13 protein-coding genes and 1 pseudogene are annotated in these 14,702 nt (G+C 64.5%); 5 read left to right on the top strand and 9 right to left on the bottom strand.

Translation table 11 applies throughout. From position 1 onward, the window contains the following. Position 1: 1 nt before the first annotated feature. Entirely contained in the window at positions 2-1,009 is a 1,008-nt protein-coding gene (gene hpnH / locus ACOGXA_RS17610) for an adenosyl-hopene transferase HpnH (protein WP_419925143.1), read from the top strand. Here the strand turns inward: hpnH and ACOGXA_RS17615 are convergent. From ACOGXA_RS17615 to ACOGXA_RS17630, 4 genes and pseudogenes are all read right to left on the bottom strand, one after another. Beyond that, positions 1,006-3,516, bottom strand: a complete 2,511-nt coding sequence (locus tag ACOGXA_RS17615) for a M1 family metallopeptidase (protein ID WP_419925144.1) — start codon at positions 3,514-3,516, stop codon at positions 1,006-1,008. The genes hpnH and ACOGXA_RS17615 overlap by 4 nt on opposite strands. Positions 3,517-3,785: 269 nt before the next feature. Next, a complete protein-coding gene (locus ACOGXA_RS17620; RefSeq protein ID WP_419925145.1) occupies positions 3,786-3,971 on the bottom strand; it encodes a hypothetical protein in 186 nt (61 codons plus the stop codon). Positions 3,972-4,071: 100 nt separating this feature from the next. Continuing rightward, positions 4,072-5,886: a DUF499 domain-containing protein gene (locus tag ACOGXA_RS17625; protein WP_419927012.1), complete on the bottom strand. Its 1,815-nt coding sequence runs from the start codon at positions 5,884-5,886 to the stop codon at positions 4,072-4,074. A 6-nt stretch (positions 5,887-5,892) separates the two neighbouring features. Then, positions 5,893-6,045: pseudogene (locus tag ACOGXA_RS17630) on the bottom strand (DUF1156 domain-containing protein); the annotation flags it as partial. Positions 6,046-6,305: 260 nt separating this feature from the next. Here ACOGXA_RS17630 and ACOGXA_RS17635 point away from each other — a divergent pair. Together ACOGXA_RS17635 and ACOGXA_RS17640 are read left to right on the top strand one after the other, a co-directional pair. After that, positions 6,306-6,563, top strand: a complete 258-nt coding sequence (locus ACOGXA_RS17635; RefSeq protein WP_419925146.1) for a hypothetical protein — start codon at positions 6,306-6,308, stop codon at positions 6,561-6,563. Next, positions 6,523-6,990: a hypothetical protein gene (locus ACOGXA_RS17640; RefSeq protein WP_419925147.1), complete on the top strand. Its 468-nt coding sequence runs from the start codon at positions 6,523-6,525 to the stop codon at positions 6,988-6,990. Before ACOGXA_RS17635 ends, ACOGXA_RS17640 begins: the two co-directional genes overlap by 41 nt. A gap of 69 nt (positions 6,991-7,059) precedes the next feature. On the opposite strand, the gene ACOGXA_RS17645 is transcribed toward ACOGXA_RS17640, so the two are convergent. Beyond that, entirely contained in the window at positions 7,060-7,461 is a 402-nt protein-coding gene (locus tag ACOGXA_RS17645) for a hypothetical protein (protein ID WP_419925148.1), read from the bottom strand. Further along, the gene (locus tag ACOGXA_RS17650) at positions 7,430-7,858 is read right to left on the bottom strand and encodes a hypothetical protein (RefSeq protein WP_419925149.1); all 429 of its coding nucleotides are present in this window, start codon (positions 7,856-7,858) and stop codon (positions 7,430-7,432) included. The genes ACOGXA_RS17645 and ACOGXA_RS17650 overlap by 32 nt, the downstream gene beginning before the upstream one ends. A 139-nt stretch (positions 7,859-7,997) precedes the next feature. Here ACOGXA_RS17650 and ACOGXA_RS17655 point away from each other — a divergent pair, with 139 nt between their 5' ends. Both ACOGXA_RS17655 and ACOGXA_RS17660 read left to right on the top strand, forming a co-directional pair. After that, on the top strand, positions 7,998-8,219 hold the full coding sequence (locus tag ACOGXA_RS17655; protein ID WP_419925150.1) for an antitoxin: 222 nt from the start codon (positions 7,998-8,000) through the stop codon (positions 8,217-8,219). Next, entirely contained in the window at positions 8,216-8,599 is a 384-nt protein-coding gene (locus ACOGXA_RS17660) for a type II toxin-antitoxin system VapC family toxin (RefSeq protein ID WP_419925151.1), read from the top strand. Before ACOGXA_RS17655 ends, ACOGXA_RS17660 begins: the two co-directional genes overlap by 4 nt. A 28-nt stretch (positions 8,600-8,627) precedes the next feature. On the opposite strand, the gene ACOGXA_RS17665 is transcribed toward ACOGXA_RS17660, so the two are convergent. From ACOGXA_RS17665 to ACOGXA_RS17675, 3 genes are read right to left on the bottom strand one after another with little or no spacing between them, the layout of a single operon-like run. Beyond that, on the bottom strand, positions 8,628-11,462 hold the full coding sequence (locus ACOGXA_RS17665; RefSeq protein WP_419925152.1) for an ABC transporter permease subunit: 2,835 nt from the start codon (positions 11,460-11,462) through the stop codon (positions 8,628-8,630). Then, on the bottom strand, positions 11,462-13,639 hold the full coding sequence (locus ACOGXA_RS17670; protein ID WP_419925153.1) for an MFS transporter: 2,178 nt from the start codon (positions 13,637-13,639) through the stop codon (positions 11,462-11,464). Before ACOGXA_RS17670 ends, ACOGXA_RS17665 begins: the two co-directional genes overlap by 1 nt. 25 nt (positions 13,640-13,664) lie before the next feature. Continuing rightward, positions 13,665-14,699 (bottom strand): hypothetical protein, encoded by a 1,035-nt coding sequence (locus tag ACOGXA_RS17675; protein ID WP_419925154.1) that lies wholly within the window; start codon positions 14,697-14,699, stop codon positions 13,665-13,667. Between the last annotated feature and the right edge of the window lie 3 nt (positions 14,700-14,702).

Below are 14,702 nucleotides of genomic sequence, written 5' to 3' on the forward strand. Positions count from 1 at the left end.
TATGCCCATCCCAGTTCGCCAAGCCGTAAGGGTTGGCACCTACGTGTTCAAGAACAAGCTGCGCCGACGGGAGAAGTTCCCGCTCATCGTGGAGCTGGAGCCGCTGTTTGCCTGCAATCTGGAGTGTCCCGGTTGCGGCAAGATTCAGTACCCCACCGAGGTGCTGCGCAAGCGGGTCAGCGTTGATGAGGCCGTGGGCGCCATGGAGGAGTGCGGCGCCCCGATGGTGTCCATCGCCGGGGGCGAGCCGCTTCTGCACCCCCAGATCGACGAGATGGTGGACGAGCTCATCAAACGCAAGAAGTTCGTGTACCTGTGTACCAACGCAGTGCTGCTGCGGCGCAAGATCGACAAGTTCAAGCCGTCGCCCTACTTCTCGTTCGTGGTCCATGTGGACGGGCTCCAGGAGCGCCACGACCTGGCCGTGGCCCGAGACGGGGTGTTCGACGAGGTGGTGGAGGCTGTGGGCGAGGCCAAGGACAAGGGGTTCAGGGTCACCACCAACAGCACGTTCTTCAGCACCGACAGCCCCGAAGACGTGCGCAGCGTGCTCGACTTCTTGAACGACGACCTGGAAGTCGACTCCATGATGATCTCGCCGGGGTACGCCTATGAGAAGGCCCCCGACCAGGAGCACTTCCTGCCGGTGGAGCAGACCAAGAATCTGTTCCGGGACGCCTTCTCTGAGGGCAAGCGCAAGAAATGGCGGCTGAATCACACGCCGCTGTTCCTGGACTTCCTGGAGGGCAAGGTGGACTACGAGTGTACCGCTTGGGGGATTCCCAGCTATTCGGTGTTCGGCTGGCAGCGGCCCTGCTATTTGATGTCCGACGGCTATACCGAGACCTACCAGGAGCTGATCGACACCACCGACTGGGACAGCTACGGCCGGGGCAGGGATCCCCGCTGCGAGAACTGCATGGCCCACTGCGGCTACGAGCCCACCGCGGTGTTCGCCACGATGAAGTCGCTGCGCGAGTCCATACGGGCCGCGGTGGGGACCAACTAGCCCAGATCTTCCAGGACTCGTCTTCGCAGTCGTACGTTTATCTGTTGTCGTTCGAGGTGTTGGGCGACGATGAGGGGGCCTTGGGCGACGGGGTGGGCTTCGAGGAAAGCCTCCACTTCGGCGGCTAGTTCGGGGGTGGACAGGGCGCTGATGCCGCCCAGCATTCGGGGGACGATGGCGGAGGGGAGGCGTTGGTTGATGTCGTTCCAGTGCTCGGCGATGAACGCCCAGGCCTGGGGGCCGAGGTCGCGGTTTTCCAGGCAGCCTCGGAGCACGAATCCGGCATCCTGGCTGCGTACCGTGCCGTCCAGGGTGGCGGTCAGGGTGCGGTCCATGAGCCCGGGGGAGTCGAAGCTGGTGAGCGCCATCAGATAGCGCAATTCGAGTTGCGGGGTGGGGGCCTTCTCGTAGCGCTGGCGTATCTCTTCGTAGTCGGCCCCGTCGCCGGCGGCAGCCACCACTGCGATGGCAGCGGCGGCTAACGCGGGGTTGACGCCCTCGGCGGCCATAAGCTCCCGGCACCGGGTGATGGCCTCAGCGTCGTTGCCCACCACTGCTCGGGTGCGGGCGAGCACGCCTCGCAGTTCGCCGATGCGGTCGTCCTCGCCGGCGACCGGCTCCCAGCCCACGCGGGCCCAAGCCGGACCGGCCATGGCTCTAACTCGGGCCTGAAGTCCTGACCGCTCGTTGTCGAGAACCATGTGGTCGAGAGTGCCGAGTGTGCCAGCCAGTCGGCGCCACACGGCCAAGTCGTCTTCGGTGGTCGCTATGCGCTCGGCGAACGCCAGGTAGTCGGCCACGCTCAGCCGGTCGGCCACCGTCAGGGCCCACTGGTCGTCCACCAGCACGTATCGCTGGAGCGGGTTGAGATTGGGGCCGCCGTCCAGCAGTCGGTTGAGCAGTCCTCCCTCGTAGGCCACTCGGTAGAAGCCATCCGCGGTTGGGTTGACCATCACCCAAGCAGGGTTGTCGGCATCTAGGGCCACCGGGTCTTCCAGAACCAACCGCTCGGTGTGTTCTCCCGTGTCGGTGCCCACGGCGGCCACCACCGGGACCTGCCAGCGGGTGTCATCGCTCTCCCCGTCGTAGCGGAACCTGCTTTGGCTGAGCCTGATCGTGCCGCTGTCGTCGTATGCGGCAGACACCACCGGGTGGCCGCCTTGGAAGATCCACGAGTCCATCACGTCGCGGGCGGGTTCGCCGGTGGATTCGGCCAGGGCATCCCACAAGTCGTGGGTCTCGGTGTTGGCGTAGGAATGGCGCTGGAGATAGTGGCGCACCCCGTCGCGGAACTCCTCCGCGCCCAGATATTGCTCCAGCATCCGCACTGCCGCCGCGCCCTTCTCGTAGGTGAGCAGGTCGTACATGCCCTCGGCGTCGGCGGGGGATACCACCGGGTATTCGACGGGCCGGGTGGCGGCCAGGGCGTCCACGTCGAAGGCTGCCGCCCGCGAAAGTCCGAACGCCAGCCACCGCTTCCAGTCGGGGCGGTAGGCGTCCACTGCCAGCATCTCGCAGAACGTGGCGAAGGCCTCCTTGAGCCAGATGCCGTTCCACCACTTCATGGTCACCAGGTTCCCGAACCACATGTGGGCCAGTTCGTGGGCGATCACGTCCACTGCGGTCTGCCGCTCTTGTTGGGTGGAGCTGTCGGGGTCGATGAGCAGCAGGATCTCCCGGAAGGTGACGCATCCCATGTTCTCCATGGCCCCGAAGGCAAAGTCGGGGATGGCCACCAGATCGAGCTTGTCGCCGGGGTAGTCGATGGCGAAGTAGTCCTCGAAGAAGCCGAGGCAAAACGCCCCAGCGTCCAGGGCGAACTCAGTGAGATGACCCTTGCCGATGGGGTGTACAACACGCAGCGGTGTGCCGTTCACGTCCACGGGGTCGGTGGCCTCGAGGGGGCCGACGATGAAGGCCAGCAGATAGGTAGACATCTCCATGGTGGGAGCGAACGACACCTCCCGGCGACCGTCGCCAATGGGCTGGGAGTCGACCTCGGCCCCCGAGGACACCGCCATCAGGTCGTCGGGCACCACCAGGGTCACCTCGAAGGTCGCCTTCAGGTCGGGCTCGTCCCAGCACGGGAACGCCCGCCGAGCGTTGGTGGACTCAAACTGCGTGGTGGCGATCACCCGCTCATCGCCCTCTTCGTCGGTGAACGTGGAGCGGTAGAACCCCCGAAGCTGGTCGTTGAGCGTGCCGGTAAACGTCAGGTTCAGCCGGGCCGGCCCCGGCGACACAGGCTCGCCCAGCCGCAGCACCGCCCGCTCGTGCTCGTCGTCATAGTCGATTCCGGCCAGCGCCGCCCCGTTGACATCGCCGCCGGCTATCTCCAACTCAGCCGCATTGAGCACGATCTCACCCACCGGCTCCAACACGTCGAGATCCACCGAAACCGTCCCCACAAACGCAAACGCCTCCAGATCCGGCTCCAACCGCAGCCCATACCGCAGCGGCACCGCCGTCCGAGGCAGCCGGTACGGGTTCGAAGAGGCGTCGGCCATCGGCTGAGATTAGATGACCTGATGGCGTGTTTCGTCGCGGAGAATCTTCAAGGCAACGTCGCTCATTCAGATCATGGCCCATACATCCGTGATCCAGATTCCGACAAGCGATTCTTTGTTTAGCAGGGAGCGCATTCTGGGCGGGACATTGTCGGGTCTTCCGTAGCACAAAAGCGCACGATGATGGATGGCAGCTGATGCCATTTCCGCAGCCATCCAAGAGAGTCCGTATTCCACAGAGATCTTGGCGACGTCATTGTCGCAGACAATCACTCCTGTTTCCGCTGTCGAGCTTGGGCTTCATGGAGCTGGGCTTCCAGTTCCATTTCATCGACCTCTCTCAGCGCCTCATCTAGAGCTCCACTCGTGAGGATCTTCCTGGCGATCTCGCGGTCCTTCGCACTTATGGGCGAGCTGTTCCTCTTGCTGGTGGGTGATTGGGCGATGTCGGGCATCAGTTGCAGCCTACACAGGGTCCTGACCACATCACAGACGCAATTCCCACCGTTGTGCGTGCCCTGCGGTTGCCTCAGGGATCGTTACGGGCTTGGAGCCTTAGATTTCGAAGTCGCTGTCGTTGAACTTCAGGGTGGCGGCGTTTTCGGTGATGGTGCGCTGGACGTCGTCGTCGAACCCTTCTTCGGCGGTGGCCTCTACCTCGATGGTGACGGAGATCTTGGCGTCTTCGGCTTGGGCGAGTTGGTTCACGATGGCCTCGGCGATATCGGCTGCGGTTCGAGTCCAGCGGTCAGAGCCGACGGTGACCCGGCCGTAGTAGCGGGTGGGCATCCCCGGCCCGGCGGGCGTGGAAGGCTCCCCATCCCCGTCCTCTTCTGATTCGGTTCCGACGGGGGCAGTAACGGTGTCGCCAGCGTCGTCATCCAATGCTCTCGCCCGTGCGGCCTTTTCTGCCTCGATTTGGGAGTTGGCAGCATCGGGATGGACAACCAGGCCGCTGGGGGCGATGGCGGCCAGCATTTCGCCGGCTCGAAGACCGACATAGCGCTCCCCATCGTGTCCTTCGGCGTAGGCGATCCCATCGGTGGCCCAAACGGTGGACTGCACCCCGTCGCGGATGGCGTCTTCCAATACCGTGCGTCGAACAAGACGGGGCAGGTAGAGATACTGGGTGATGTCGCTCCAGAGCTGGTTGACCGATATGGCCACTTTCTTGTCGCCGGTCTGACCTGGGTTATCCCTCCAGAGGGGGATCCGGTCGAGCTCCCACCGCAGCCGTGTGCCGCCGTAAGCCGGGATAAGCGACTCGTCGTGGACCAGCTTGTGGGACACCCGCTCAGCCAACGGCCCCGACGCGGTTACCCGGGCCTTCTCCCATTGGACTTCTCCAGTCGGGTTGTCGGGGGGAAGCGACGGGTTCAGCACCCAGATGTAGGTCTCGGGAATCCGCGACGCCACCGTCTCGTCGGCATCTGCGGCTTTCGACTCAGCTTGGCGGGCGTTGGGCGGATCGAGACTCAAAGACTCGGCGTCGTCTCGAATGGACTGCCAGGCCAAGTGGCTGCGAACCGCCTGGCGCAGGTCATCCAAGCGAGATACGTCGGCGGCCAGGAACACCAGCATGTTGCGATGTTGTCTCGCCCCTCCGGCGCGCTCGACCAGAGTTTGCTGGGCCACCTTGAGGGCTTCGCTCTGTTCAGTCTTGCTGTCGTGGGGCGAGGTCGGGTCCAAGACGACGAGGCGGGTCTCATCGGTATCAGGCACGTCGGCAACGGAACGGGGGCATGGATGCACTCTGGCGAACTGGCCTGGGCTGCCTTGGAGGGCTACGTCGAGCCGCCTACGGATTTCATCGTCCACGTCGGCATCGTTGAAGTGGCCCTCTGCCCGGTCTCGGGCGATGCGGTTGACGTTGGCCTGGAGGGCATACCAATAGCGGGCACCATCTCGATAGAGGTAGGAGGCCTGGTCGGACAGCTTGCGGAGGGCGTCTCCGAATATGGCGGGCCGTTCCTCGCCCGGTTGGATGCAGCCGAGCTTGATCGACCGGTCGTCGAGCCCCTTGTTGGCGGCGTGCTGTGACGGGGCCGATCCGAAGTAGACCGTGCGGGCCACCTTGCGGGCGGCCAGGAAGCGACCCAGATTGGGGTTCTCCTTGTCGAGCTTCAGAGGCAGGGCATTGTCTCCGTCCACGTCAGCTTCCACCACCGTTCGCCATTCGCTTTCCAAATGGCGAAGCAACTCCTCAGAGACCTTGCTGTCGTCAATGGGGATGGTGGACGGCAGGATCAACAAGTTGGGGTCGTCATTGATCCAGAGGCTGTGGACAACCTCGGCCATCAACCGCAACACGCCGCGGGTGCGCTGGAATCGCTCGAGGTCGGACCATTCTTCGAACAGCCGGTCGAACAGCCGCTGACGCTCAGTATTCTGAGCCTCTTCCGTAAGGAACAGGTATGGCCGAGCCGAAGGGTCATCAACCAGCGACGCAAACAACACCGCCCGGCATGCTGTCAGCGGTCGCCGGGCCCACCACAGATGGAGTGTCGACGGGTGCCCATGGCGAATCGACTTCTCCCGAGCCTATGCCGCATTGATGGCGTCCAGCGGCAGCGCCACCTCAATCAGCTTCCGCCGGTACTCCACAGCCCCGCATCCTTGCCCACGCAGCGTGGGGGCTCAACTCTGCTTCAGCATGCTTGCCTCTCAGTCGATGGTTGCTTCCTGTGGATTCTCAGGGGCGGTTAGGGGAGCTTTGAGGTCCTAGTGCTTGTCAATGGCCCATCCCACCGGTAGTTTTCGTAATGCGACTACGGGCAAGGAGCGACCCCATGACGAGATTCGGAGAGAGCCTCGACTCCATCGAAGAGTCGTTCTCTGTGCTCGATGACGCCCTTAGCGGGTTCGTTGGGCATTTCTCTGCTCCCCGATTCGATTCCCCTAGAAGGGCCGTCCAGGACCACCACAGGGCAGTCAGCCTGCACCAACGAGCCTCATTGGAGCATTTCCTGGCCGTTTTCGGCTGGGCCAGCCGGGAACACCAGGACCATGTTGGAAAATCCGACGAACAGCTCCGACTGCCCGTCTGAAAACGGGGGTTCCGAGGACAATCCCGGCGAAGTCGACTCGACCAAGCCCCAGCCCCCTGAGGAAATAGTCGTTGCAGTGCAGCGGGCCTTGCAGGGATTCTTCTACGAGTATCAGTGGAGCGGTCCGCTTCCGCCGCCCAGCGACTTCGCTGCATACAAGGAAGTGTTGGAGAGTTCGCCGGAGCGGATAATGAGACTGGCCGAGGAGGGGTCCAGCCACCACGTTCAGCAAGGGGTACGCCGCGACCGACTTGCGGGCAGAGTGGTGACCGGCTTTTTCGTAATACTGTTAGCTGCTTTCGCGCTCGCCGGTTATCTCGCGCATTTGGGTTACGACGTGACAGCAGCGGTGACTGGTTTGACGCCGGTGGTGGCGACGCTGATGACGGTGTTCTTCCGGTGGTGGCGCAGACGGGAGAGGAACTAGCACCTGGGTCAGAGGGCATCCCCGATCGATGCCTGACTAGCCCCCGGCCCCGACTGTCTCAGCACCGTCCTACCCAGCTGACTCGTCGATCCCAGGCCACATCGGTGGTTCAGCTAGCTCCCAGTAGGTCTGCCAGTCGAGGGTGCGTTTGTGCTCGGCGGTGCTGGGTTCGGGTTCTCGGTTGGTGAAGGGGTCGTAGAGGTAGCGGACTTTCGTGGAGTCGTCGTCGGCGACTTCGACGAGGGCGAGGATGTGGCGGCAGAGCTTTTTCGGCTCGTTGTCTTGCCCTGGCTGAATTGATGCGGGCGTTGGGCTTGCCGGCCAACTCGTCAAGTCGAATGCCCCGAAGAAGAACCGGCGGATGAAGCTGGGTTGCAGGCGCATGGCCTGGGCCCGTTCCATCCGTTCTCGAACGTCGGCGATCACCGCATCGCTCAGCTCATCGGAGAGGAGCGACTGCTCTTGGATCAACTCCCTCGTCCTGTCTCCCACGGTGGCGTCCAACGCGCCGAGGAAGCATCTCCTTGTAGACCGCCTCGATCTGGTGGGGGAGCGGATCGACGTCGCTGGTATAGGTGGCCAGGTAGGGGTCGAACAACTGGGCCAGGCTGATCCGCTTGGCCTCGGCTACCAGGGTGAACAGCTCCGGGTCGGCGTCGAATGACCACGGCCGGCCTTCGCCGTCGAGGGAAAGCTCCGACTCCTTGGAGCGGTAGACGATCTCTTGCTCAACGTTCCCGCTGTCGTCCTCGTAGGTGAGGTTGACGGCATCCGAGCCGATCCATTCGGCGTCGATCACCGTGACCACCCCTATGGGGGCAACGCCTCTGACCCGGGCGCCCTTGGTGAGTTCTTCCAGTCGGCCCATCGCCCGGCGAGCGTAGCCCCGTGTTTCCTCGAACAGCTAGCGACCTTGGCTAGATTGACGGCCTACTGCGTGCTCGCAGGTGCAGGGGTCGATGTCAGGCTGTTGTCATTTCGATAGCTAGTCGCTAGCATACTGCAACATGAGAACTCTTTATTTACGCAACGTGCCTGATGAGGTGGTGCATCGCCTCGAGACTCTGGCGGGTCGTGAGGGGTTGTCGGTGTCGGCGATGGCGGTGCGGGAGTTGGCTGGTTCTACCCGTCGGGCTGACAATCCGCTGCTGCTTGGCGACTTGCCCAGTCTGGGCATCTCCACTGCTGAGATCTTGGAGGCGCTCGACGAGGGCCGCGCCGACCGGTGATCGTGGTTGATGCGTCGGCCGCCGCCTCGGCGCTGCTGAGGGATGGCGATGCTCGGCGGATGCTGAGTGAAAGCCGCTTGGCCGCACCGCACTTGGTGGATGCCGAGGTGGTTCAGACCCTCCGCAAGCTGCTGATTCGCGGGTCATTGACTACCCGAGAAGCAGAGCGAGCGGTGCAGCGGTGGAGCAGGCTGGGGGTTGAGCGCTTCCCGCTGGTGGGGCTGGTGGCCAGGATTTGGGCCCTGCGGGACAATGTGTCGGCCTATGACGCGGCCTATGTTGCTCTTGCTGAAGCCCTTGACTGCCCCCTGCTGACTGCCGATGCCCGACTAGCCGCCGCCCCCGGCCCCATCTGTCCTGTCACCGTTGTGCCGAGCTGACGTAGAACCCAAAACTGCTGAAGCCGTCTCAGTTGAGGGTTGCGTCGCTGCGGTGGATGGCGCGGGGGTCTAGGCCTAGGTAGCTGGTGATGACGGCGGGGTTGGTTCGGACTTCGCCGGGTGTTCCTTGGGCGATGACCGATCCGGCTTCGAGGCAGTAGACGCGGTCGCTGATCGACATGATGAGGGGCATGTCGTGCTCGACGATGAGCATGGCGGCGTTGAGATGGCGGCGGATTTCAACGATGAGCGGGCCGAAGGCCTCGGCCTCGCGCTGCGCCACTCCCGCAGCGGGCTCATCGAGGCACAGCATCTGGGCGTTGAGGGCTAGGAGTCCGGCGAGTTCGACGATTCTCCGGGTGCCGGTGGAAAGGTCGGCGATTTGGCGGTCGGCGTAGCGGCCCAGGCCGAGAAAGTCGATCAGATCGTCGGCCTGGGTCTGAGCGGAGCGCCTGCCTCGCCTTGTCTGGTTGGCGGTCACCAACTGCTTGGAGCCATGAGTCGGCGCAGAGGAGGCTGCCACCAGGACGGTCTCTCGCACGGTGAGCTCGGGAAACAGGGTTGCGGCCTGGAATGTCCGGCCCAGTCCATGTCGGGATCGTTCGGCGGGTTTGAGGCGGTGGATCGGCCGACCGTAGAGCTCCACGCGGCCCTTGGAGGGGACGAAGCCGCCGATGGCGTTGATCAGGGTCGACTTGCCAGCGCCGTTGGTGCCGATGAGTCCCACAACCTCACCGGGGGCCACTTCGATATGGGCGTTGTCAACCGCCAACCGGCCGCCGAAGCGCACGGCAATCCCGGTTGCCCGCAGCGCCGGTTCGGAGGTGTAGGGCACCGCGGCCAGAACTGCGAGCGCGGCCGGTACGGAGTGGGTTTGTTTGGCCGGGGGTGGTGGTCGGCGAGCCTCCAGCCGGGCCACGATTCGGTCGCGGGCGGAGTAGGCGATCTGAGCGAGGCCGCTGGGGAAGTACAGGAGGAGGATCAGCAGGCCGACCCCCGATGTGAACAGGGGGATCAGGCGGTTGGTGGGAGCGAAGGCGGGAAGGCCGATCACCCACAGTGCGCCGAGCACCGGTCCGATGGTGGCGCCGATGCCGCCGATGATGGCCATGGAGATGAGTCGCAGCGACTCCCCGGTTCCGAAGAAGCGACCGGTCAGGGGAACCTCATGGATCACTCCAGCCAAAAGGCCGCCGCCAAGCCCGGCAACCGCGCCGGCCAGGGTGAAGGCACCCAGCTTGGTCCGGGCCGGGCGAACCCCATAGGCCGCGGCGGCGTCGGCATTGTCCCGCAGAGCTCGGATGGCCCGGCCAAAGCGGTTGCGGTGAATGCGGGCCACCGCCACTAGCACCACCACCAAGACCCCGAGCAGCAGCCAGTAGTAGGTGCGCTGGCTGTCGAGGTCGAGACCGAAAACCTGGCCCCGGCGAAAGGAGACTGAGTTTGTGTTTCCATCGCTGAAGATGGGCCGGCGGAAGAGGTACTCCTCGGTGGCCAGGGCGAGAACAAACGTGGCCACGGCCAGCAGCAGGCCGCGCACCCGCAGTGCGCCCACGCCCACCAGCCCGGCAAACCCGGTAGCAATAACCGCTCCTAGGGCAACCGCGGCCGCGAAGGGGATGCCACCGGCCTTGAAATCGATCAGCCGGTTGTCGCCCCAGCCGATGTCCATTTGGATGCCCCGCTGGAACGAAGCCGCGGCCACAGCGCCGATTCCAGCAAAGGCCATCTGGCCCAGCGATAGCTGTCCCGCCCATCCGGTGATGATGGCCACCGACACCGCGCAGATCCCGAAAGCGAGGATGGTGGCGTAGGTGATCTGCCGCGACGGGGTGGAAACGACAATGGGCAGCATCACCGCGGCCACACCAGCCATACCCAGGGCCAACTTGCCCAGGTGCCGAACCCACCAGATTGACATCAGGTGCTGGGGAATGGGGCGGACCTTGGGAGCGAACGAGTACCGCCCTGGAGCGTCGTCGTCCCGGCGGCCCTGGACCGCCACCGCCACCAGCACGCCGATCAGCCGGACGAACTCAAATAGGCCGCCCTCTACCGGATAGTTGAACTTGACCAGTGAGAACGTCACGCCGACCACCACTCCTCCGGCCAGGGCGAGCGGGAACGATCGCATCCGGGCGATCGCCGCGGCGGCCAGGGAGTTGGCCATGGTGGTGAGCCCCACCGTCTCAAGCCCGCTCACGCTGCGGTCGGCAGAGAGCAGGATCACCGCGATGGTGGACACCACTCCGGCGATCACCCAGATGGTGAGCGAAACCCGTTTCGGCTTGATGCCCGAGACTCGCGACAAATCGGGGTTGGCCGCGGTGGCCTGCACCGTTCGGCCGTAGGGGGTGCGGTCTAGCAGCAGGCCGAGCCCGATCGCCACCAGTGGGGCGACGATCAGCGCGCTGAGCTGCGGGCCGGTGACAAAGAGCCCGGCCACATCGGTCAAGGTTGTGTCGACGATGACGGGATAGCGGGTGCCGATGCCGCCGCCGACGTCGGGGTAGGCCAACAGGATGCCCTGAGCAAGCTGGGCGATCCCGATGGTGGCCACCAACAGGATCACCCTCGGCGCGGTGAACAGCCGGCGCACCACCCCGATTTCCACCACGGCGGCAAAGAGAGCGCCCACCGTGATGGCAGCGAGTGCCGCCACCCAGAAGGGAACGTCCCAGCGCAGGGCCAGCAAGGCCAGCAGACCGGCGCCGGGCAGGCCCATGTTCCCGGCAGCGAAATTGATGACCCGGGACGAGCGGAACACCAGGACGATGCCCATGGCCAGCATCCCGTACACCAGGCCGTTCACCGCCCCGTCGAAGATGAGCTGGCGGTTGGCTTCGAGAAAACCCAGCGCCATCAGCCCCCCTCATCCCCCAAGAACACGGCCCGGACCAGGTCGTCGCGCTCAGCCAGTTCGGAGGCCGGCCCCTCGAACCGGATGCGGCCCTTCTCGATGAACACGGCCCGATCGGCCAACTCCAGGGCGATGTTGAGCGACTGCTCCACGATGACGATGGTCTGCCCGGTCGATTGGAGGCGCTCGATGTGGCCCATGAGCTCGGCCACCGCGGTGGGCGCCAACCCGAGGGAGAGCTCGTCGATCAGGAGGACTTCGGGCCGGCACAACAGCGTCCGGGCCAAGGCGAGCATCTGTTGTTGGCCGCCCGACAGGGCGTCGGCTCGGTCGTCGAGGCGGGAGCGGAGTTCGGGGAACAGCTCAAGGGCGTGCTCGATTCGGCGCTGCCGCTCGGCCTTGTCGCCTCGGAGCTGATAGGCCCCCATTTCCAGGTTGTGGCGCACGCTGAGCGGCGCCCACACGCCGCTTCCCCCCAGCAAGGTCTGGATTCCCATCTCTGTTCGCTGCTCGGGGGTGGAGAAGGTGATCGTTTGGCCGTTCAGGCGCACCACTCCCCGTTCCGGGGTGCCGAGGCCAGCGATGACCCGCAGAATCGTCGACTTTCCGGCGCCGTTGGTGCCCAGCAGGGCCAAGGTCTCGCCCTTGCGGACTTCGAAGCCAATGTCGAAGAGAACCTGGACGTTGCCGTAGCTGAAGTCGACGTCGGCCAATTGCAGGGCGGGGATGTGCTCGGGGTCTTCTCTTTGGCGTTCGTGTTCAGCCTGCTCCTCGAGTATCTCGGCCACGTTGCGCGACAGGTCGCGCCTTATGTGGCGGGCGCCGTTCAACATGAAGGCCCCGCCAACGATGGTGGAGGGCAGGCCCAGCACCAGGATCGTGGTTTTCGGGCCGCTGGCATCGACCACCATGGCCGACAGCAGGCCTCCGCCGGCCGCGCCGATGAAGAAGATGTACAGGGTGGACAGCGCCGAGCCGATGCCCCGAAGCCGATAGGGGACGACGGCCTGCATGAGGGGCCCGACCATGGCGAACGCGGCGAACATCATCAGCGAGCCGGGAACGTCGAGTACGGCAAAGAGCCATGCGTTGGGCATGTTGAACTGGAGGGGCAGCAACAGCGCGGAGGGCAAGATGAGCGCGCCGATCAGTCCCATGGCCCGGGTGGGGTTTTGGCGGTATAGGCGGTCGAATTGCCGCCCGACGAACGGCATGATGGCGATGACCCCGACACCCGATGCGGTGGTGAGGGTGCCGCGGCCCAAGGGGCCCAGTCCGTACTCGTCTTCTAGGAACAAGGATGTGAGCACTGGTCGGCTGAACAGCCCGAAGCCCAGGGCGGCGAACCCGAGGAGCACCGTGCGCAGGGTGGCGACCTTGTTGAGCCGGGCGAAAGCGGCTTCAAGCGAGACAGGGGCAGAATCGCTGGCGTCGCCGGCCTGGCCCAAGACATCGGTCTTCTCCCACTGGCCTCGCACCGGCTCGGGAAGTCGGAAAGCAGCCACAGCCACCACGGCCACCGGGATCCACAGGGTGTAGTACGTCCAGCGCCAGCTCACGAAGGCGGCGATGGCCCCGACCAGCACCGGGCTGATGATGCCCACCGACCGTCCCACCATGATGGTGAGCGAGGCGATGCGGCCCCGAACCCCGATGGGGTATTGGTCGGCGATCAGGGAGCTGTGGACCGGCAGGGTGTTGGACTTGGAGATCCCGGTTCCAAGCCGAGCGAGGAAGAACACCGCCACGTGGCGGGCAAGGCCGGACAGCAGCGAGAACAAGCCGAAGGCGAGGCTGGCCGCCCCGATGACCGGCCCCCGGCGAAACCGGTCGGCCATCCAGCCCATGGGCAGTGCGCCGAGGAACACGAACGACACCGAGGCCGCGCCCAGAAAGACGATGACCCCGTCGCCGACGCCGAAGCTGTCGCGGATCTCGGGAGCGAGAACCGACAGTGCGGCCGATTCGAGCTCGTCGAGGCTGTTGAGGATCAAAAGGACCAGGAATATCGCCACTCCGCCTTTGGCCAGCCCCTCTCGCAGCGACATCTCGTCGGTGCCCACGCCGGGAAGCACGTCATCGGGGAACAGAACCTCATCTTCGGCACCGGTCTGGTCTGCTTGGCTATTGAGCACACGGCGGGACAGGGCACCGGCGTCATCGCTGGCGGCGTCGGTCATCTGCCCCCCCTTTCCGGCGGTCTGATTAACGGTCTCGGAAGAGCTCTAGGGCCTCTTGTCGGTGCATGAAGCGTGGGTCGGACAGGGCCGCGGCATAGCGGTGGGGGAGTCCATCCCAAGATCCGATTCTGGTGTCTCCGTAGAACGGGAACATGCCGTCCCGCCAATCGGTGGCGATCACTGTCAGGGCTTTGATCTCAGGCCGACGCCGGACCAGTTCGAACATGGCCTCGTACCAAGCCCATTGCTCGTCGATGCCGCCGATCTCGAGCAGCCCGTCGCGAAACGACTCGGGCCGGTCGGGGTCAACCAGGTTCCAATCGAAGAAGAACGGGCATGACTCGGGGATCATCACCGGCTTTTCCTCTTCCCGGCAACGGTCGAGGAAGGCGGCTGTCTCTTGGCGCTCAAATCCGATCGGCGCGAATACATCCACCGCGGCCCAATCTACGAATTCGTTGCCGGGCCACCAGTCGAACGGATCTCGGAACTGGAACGAGCCGGCCGCAGAGCACCACGTGGAGGCGACGTTGTGAGCTTCCTCTTGTTTGAACAGCTCGACTATATGGGGGAATAGGTCTTTGTAGGCATCGGTGTCGTGGGGATCGAAGCTGAGGTTGAACTCATAGCCGATCCGCAACCACACCGGCACCCCTAGCTTGCGCAGGCACCGAGCCATGCGGCGAAGCGACTCATCGCAGGCCCCCTTGGCCACCACATGCTCGACCGGGCGGACATGGAGGCCGACGATCAACCCAAATCCTGGGCGTTTCCCCATGAGGTTACCGATCCCCTGGCAGAAGGCGTCGAGAATGCCGTCGCTGGTGTCATGGACGTGGGCATAGGTGCTCACCACCCCCGGTTTCGCTTCGATGGTGGCCTCGTATTCGGCAAGTTCGCCGTCTTCGACGAGGTGGGGCCGATCCTCGACACCGAGCTGTCCCCAACAATGAAGCACTCGACCGGCGGGCGGCTCATAGGGAGCGCCGAAGTAAACCGGCTCGCCGGAGCGGTCTGGGGGTTGGACGGTTATCTGCATCGTGCCGGAGTCCCGTCGCATTGC

The sequence above is a fragment of the Candidatus Poriferisocius sp. genome (genome assembly GCF_965208475.1).
Taxonomy (GTDB): domain Bacteria; phylum Actinomycetota; class Acidimicrobiia; order Acidimicrobiales; family Bin134; genus Poriferisocius.

Excerpts from the sequence above, each read along its gene's own strand:
- hpnH (WP_419925143.1), top strand. The coding sequence starts at position 2 with ATGCCCATCCCAGTTCGCCAAGCCGTAAGGGTTGGCACCTACGTGTTC.
- ACOGXA_RS17615 (WP_419925144.1), bottom strand. The coding sequence starts at position 3,516 with ATGGCCGACGCCTCTTCGAACCCGTACCGGCTGCCTCGGACGGCGGTG.
- ACOGXA_RS17620 (WP_419925145.1), bottom strand. The coding sequence starts at position 3,971 with ATGCCCGACATCGCCCAATCACCCACCAGCAAGAGGAACAGCTCGCCC.
- ACOGXA_RS17635 (WP_419925146.1), top strand. The coding sequence starts at position 6,306 with ATGACGAGATTCGGAGAGAGCCTCGACTCCATCGAAGAGTCGTTCTCT.
- ACOGXA_RS17640 (WP_419925147.1), top strand. The coding sequence starts at position 6,523 with ATGTTGGAAAATCCGACGAACAGCTCCGACTGCCCGTCTGAAAACGGG.
- ACOGXA_RS17650 (WP_419925149.1), bottom strand. The coding sequence starts at position 7,858 with ATGGGCCGACTGGAAGAACTCACCAAGGGCGCCCGGGTCAGAGGCGTT.
- ACOGXA_RS17655 (WP_419925150.1), top strand. The coding sequence starts at position 7,998 with ATGAGAACTCTTTATTTACGCAACGTGCCTGATGAGGTGGTGCATCGC.
- ACOGXA_RS17665 (WP_419925152.1), bottom strand. The coding sequence starts at position 11,462 with ATGGCGCTGGGTTTTCTCGAAGCCAACCGCCAGCTCATCTTCGACGGG.
- ACOGXA_RS17670 (WP_419925153.1), bottom strand. The coding sequence starts at position 13,639 with ATGACCGACGCCGCCAGCGATGACGCCGGTGCCCTGTCCCGCCGTGTG.
- ACOGXA_RS17675 (WP_419925154.1), bottom strand. The coding sequence starts at position 14,699 with ATGCGACGGGACTCCGGCACGATGCAGATAACCGTCCAACCCCCAGAC.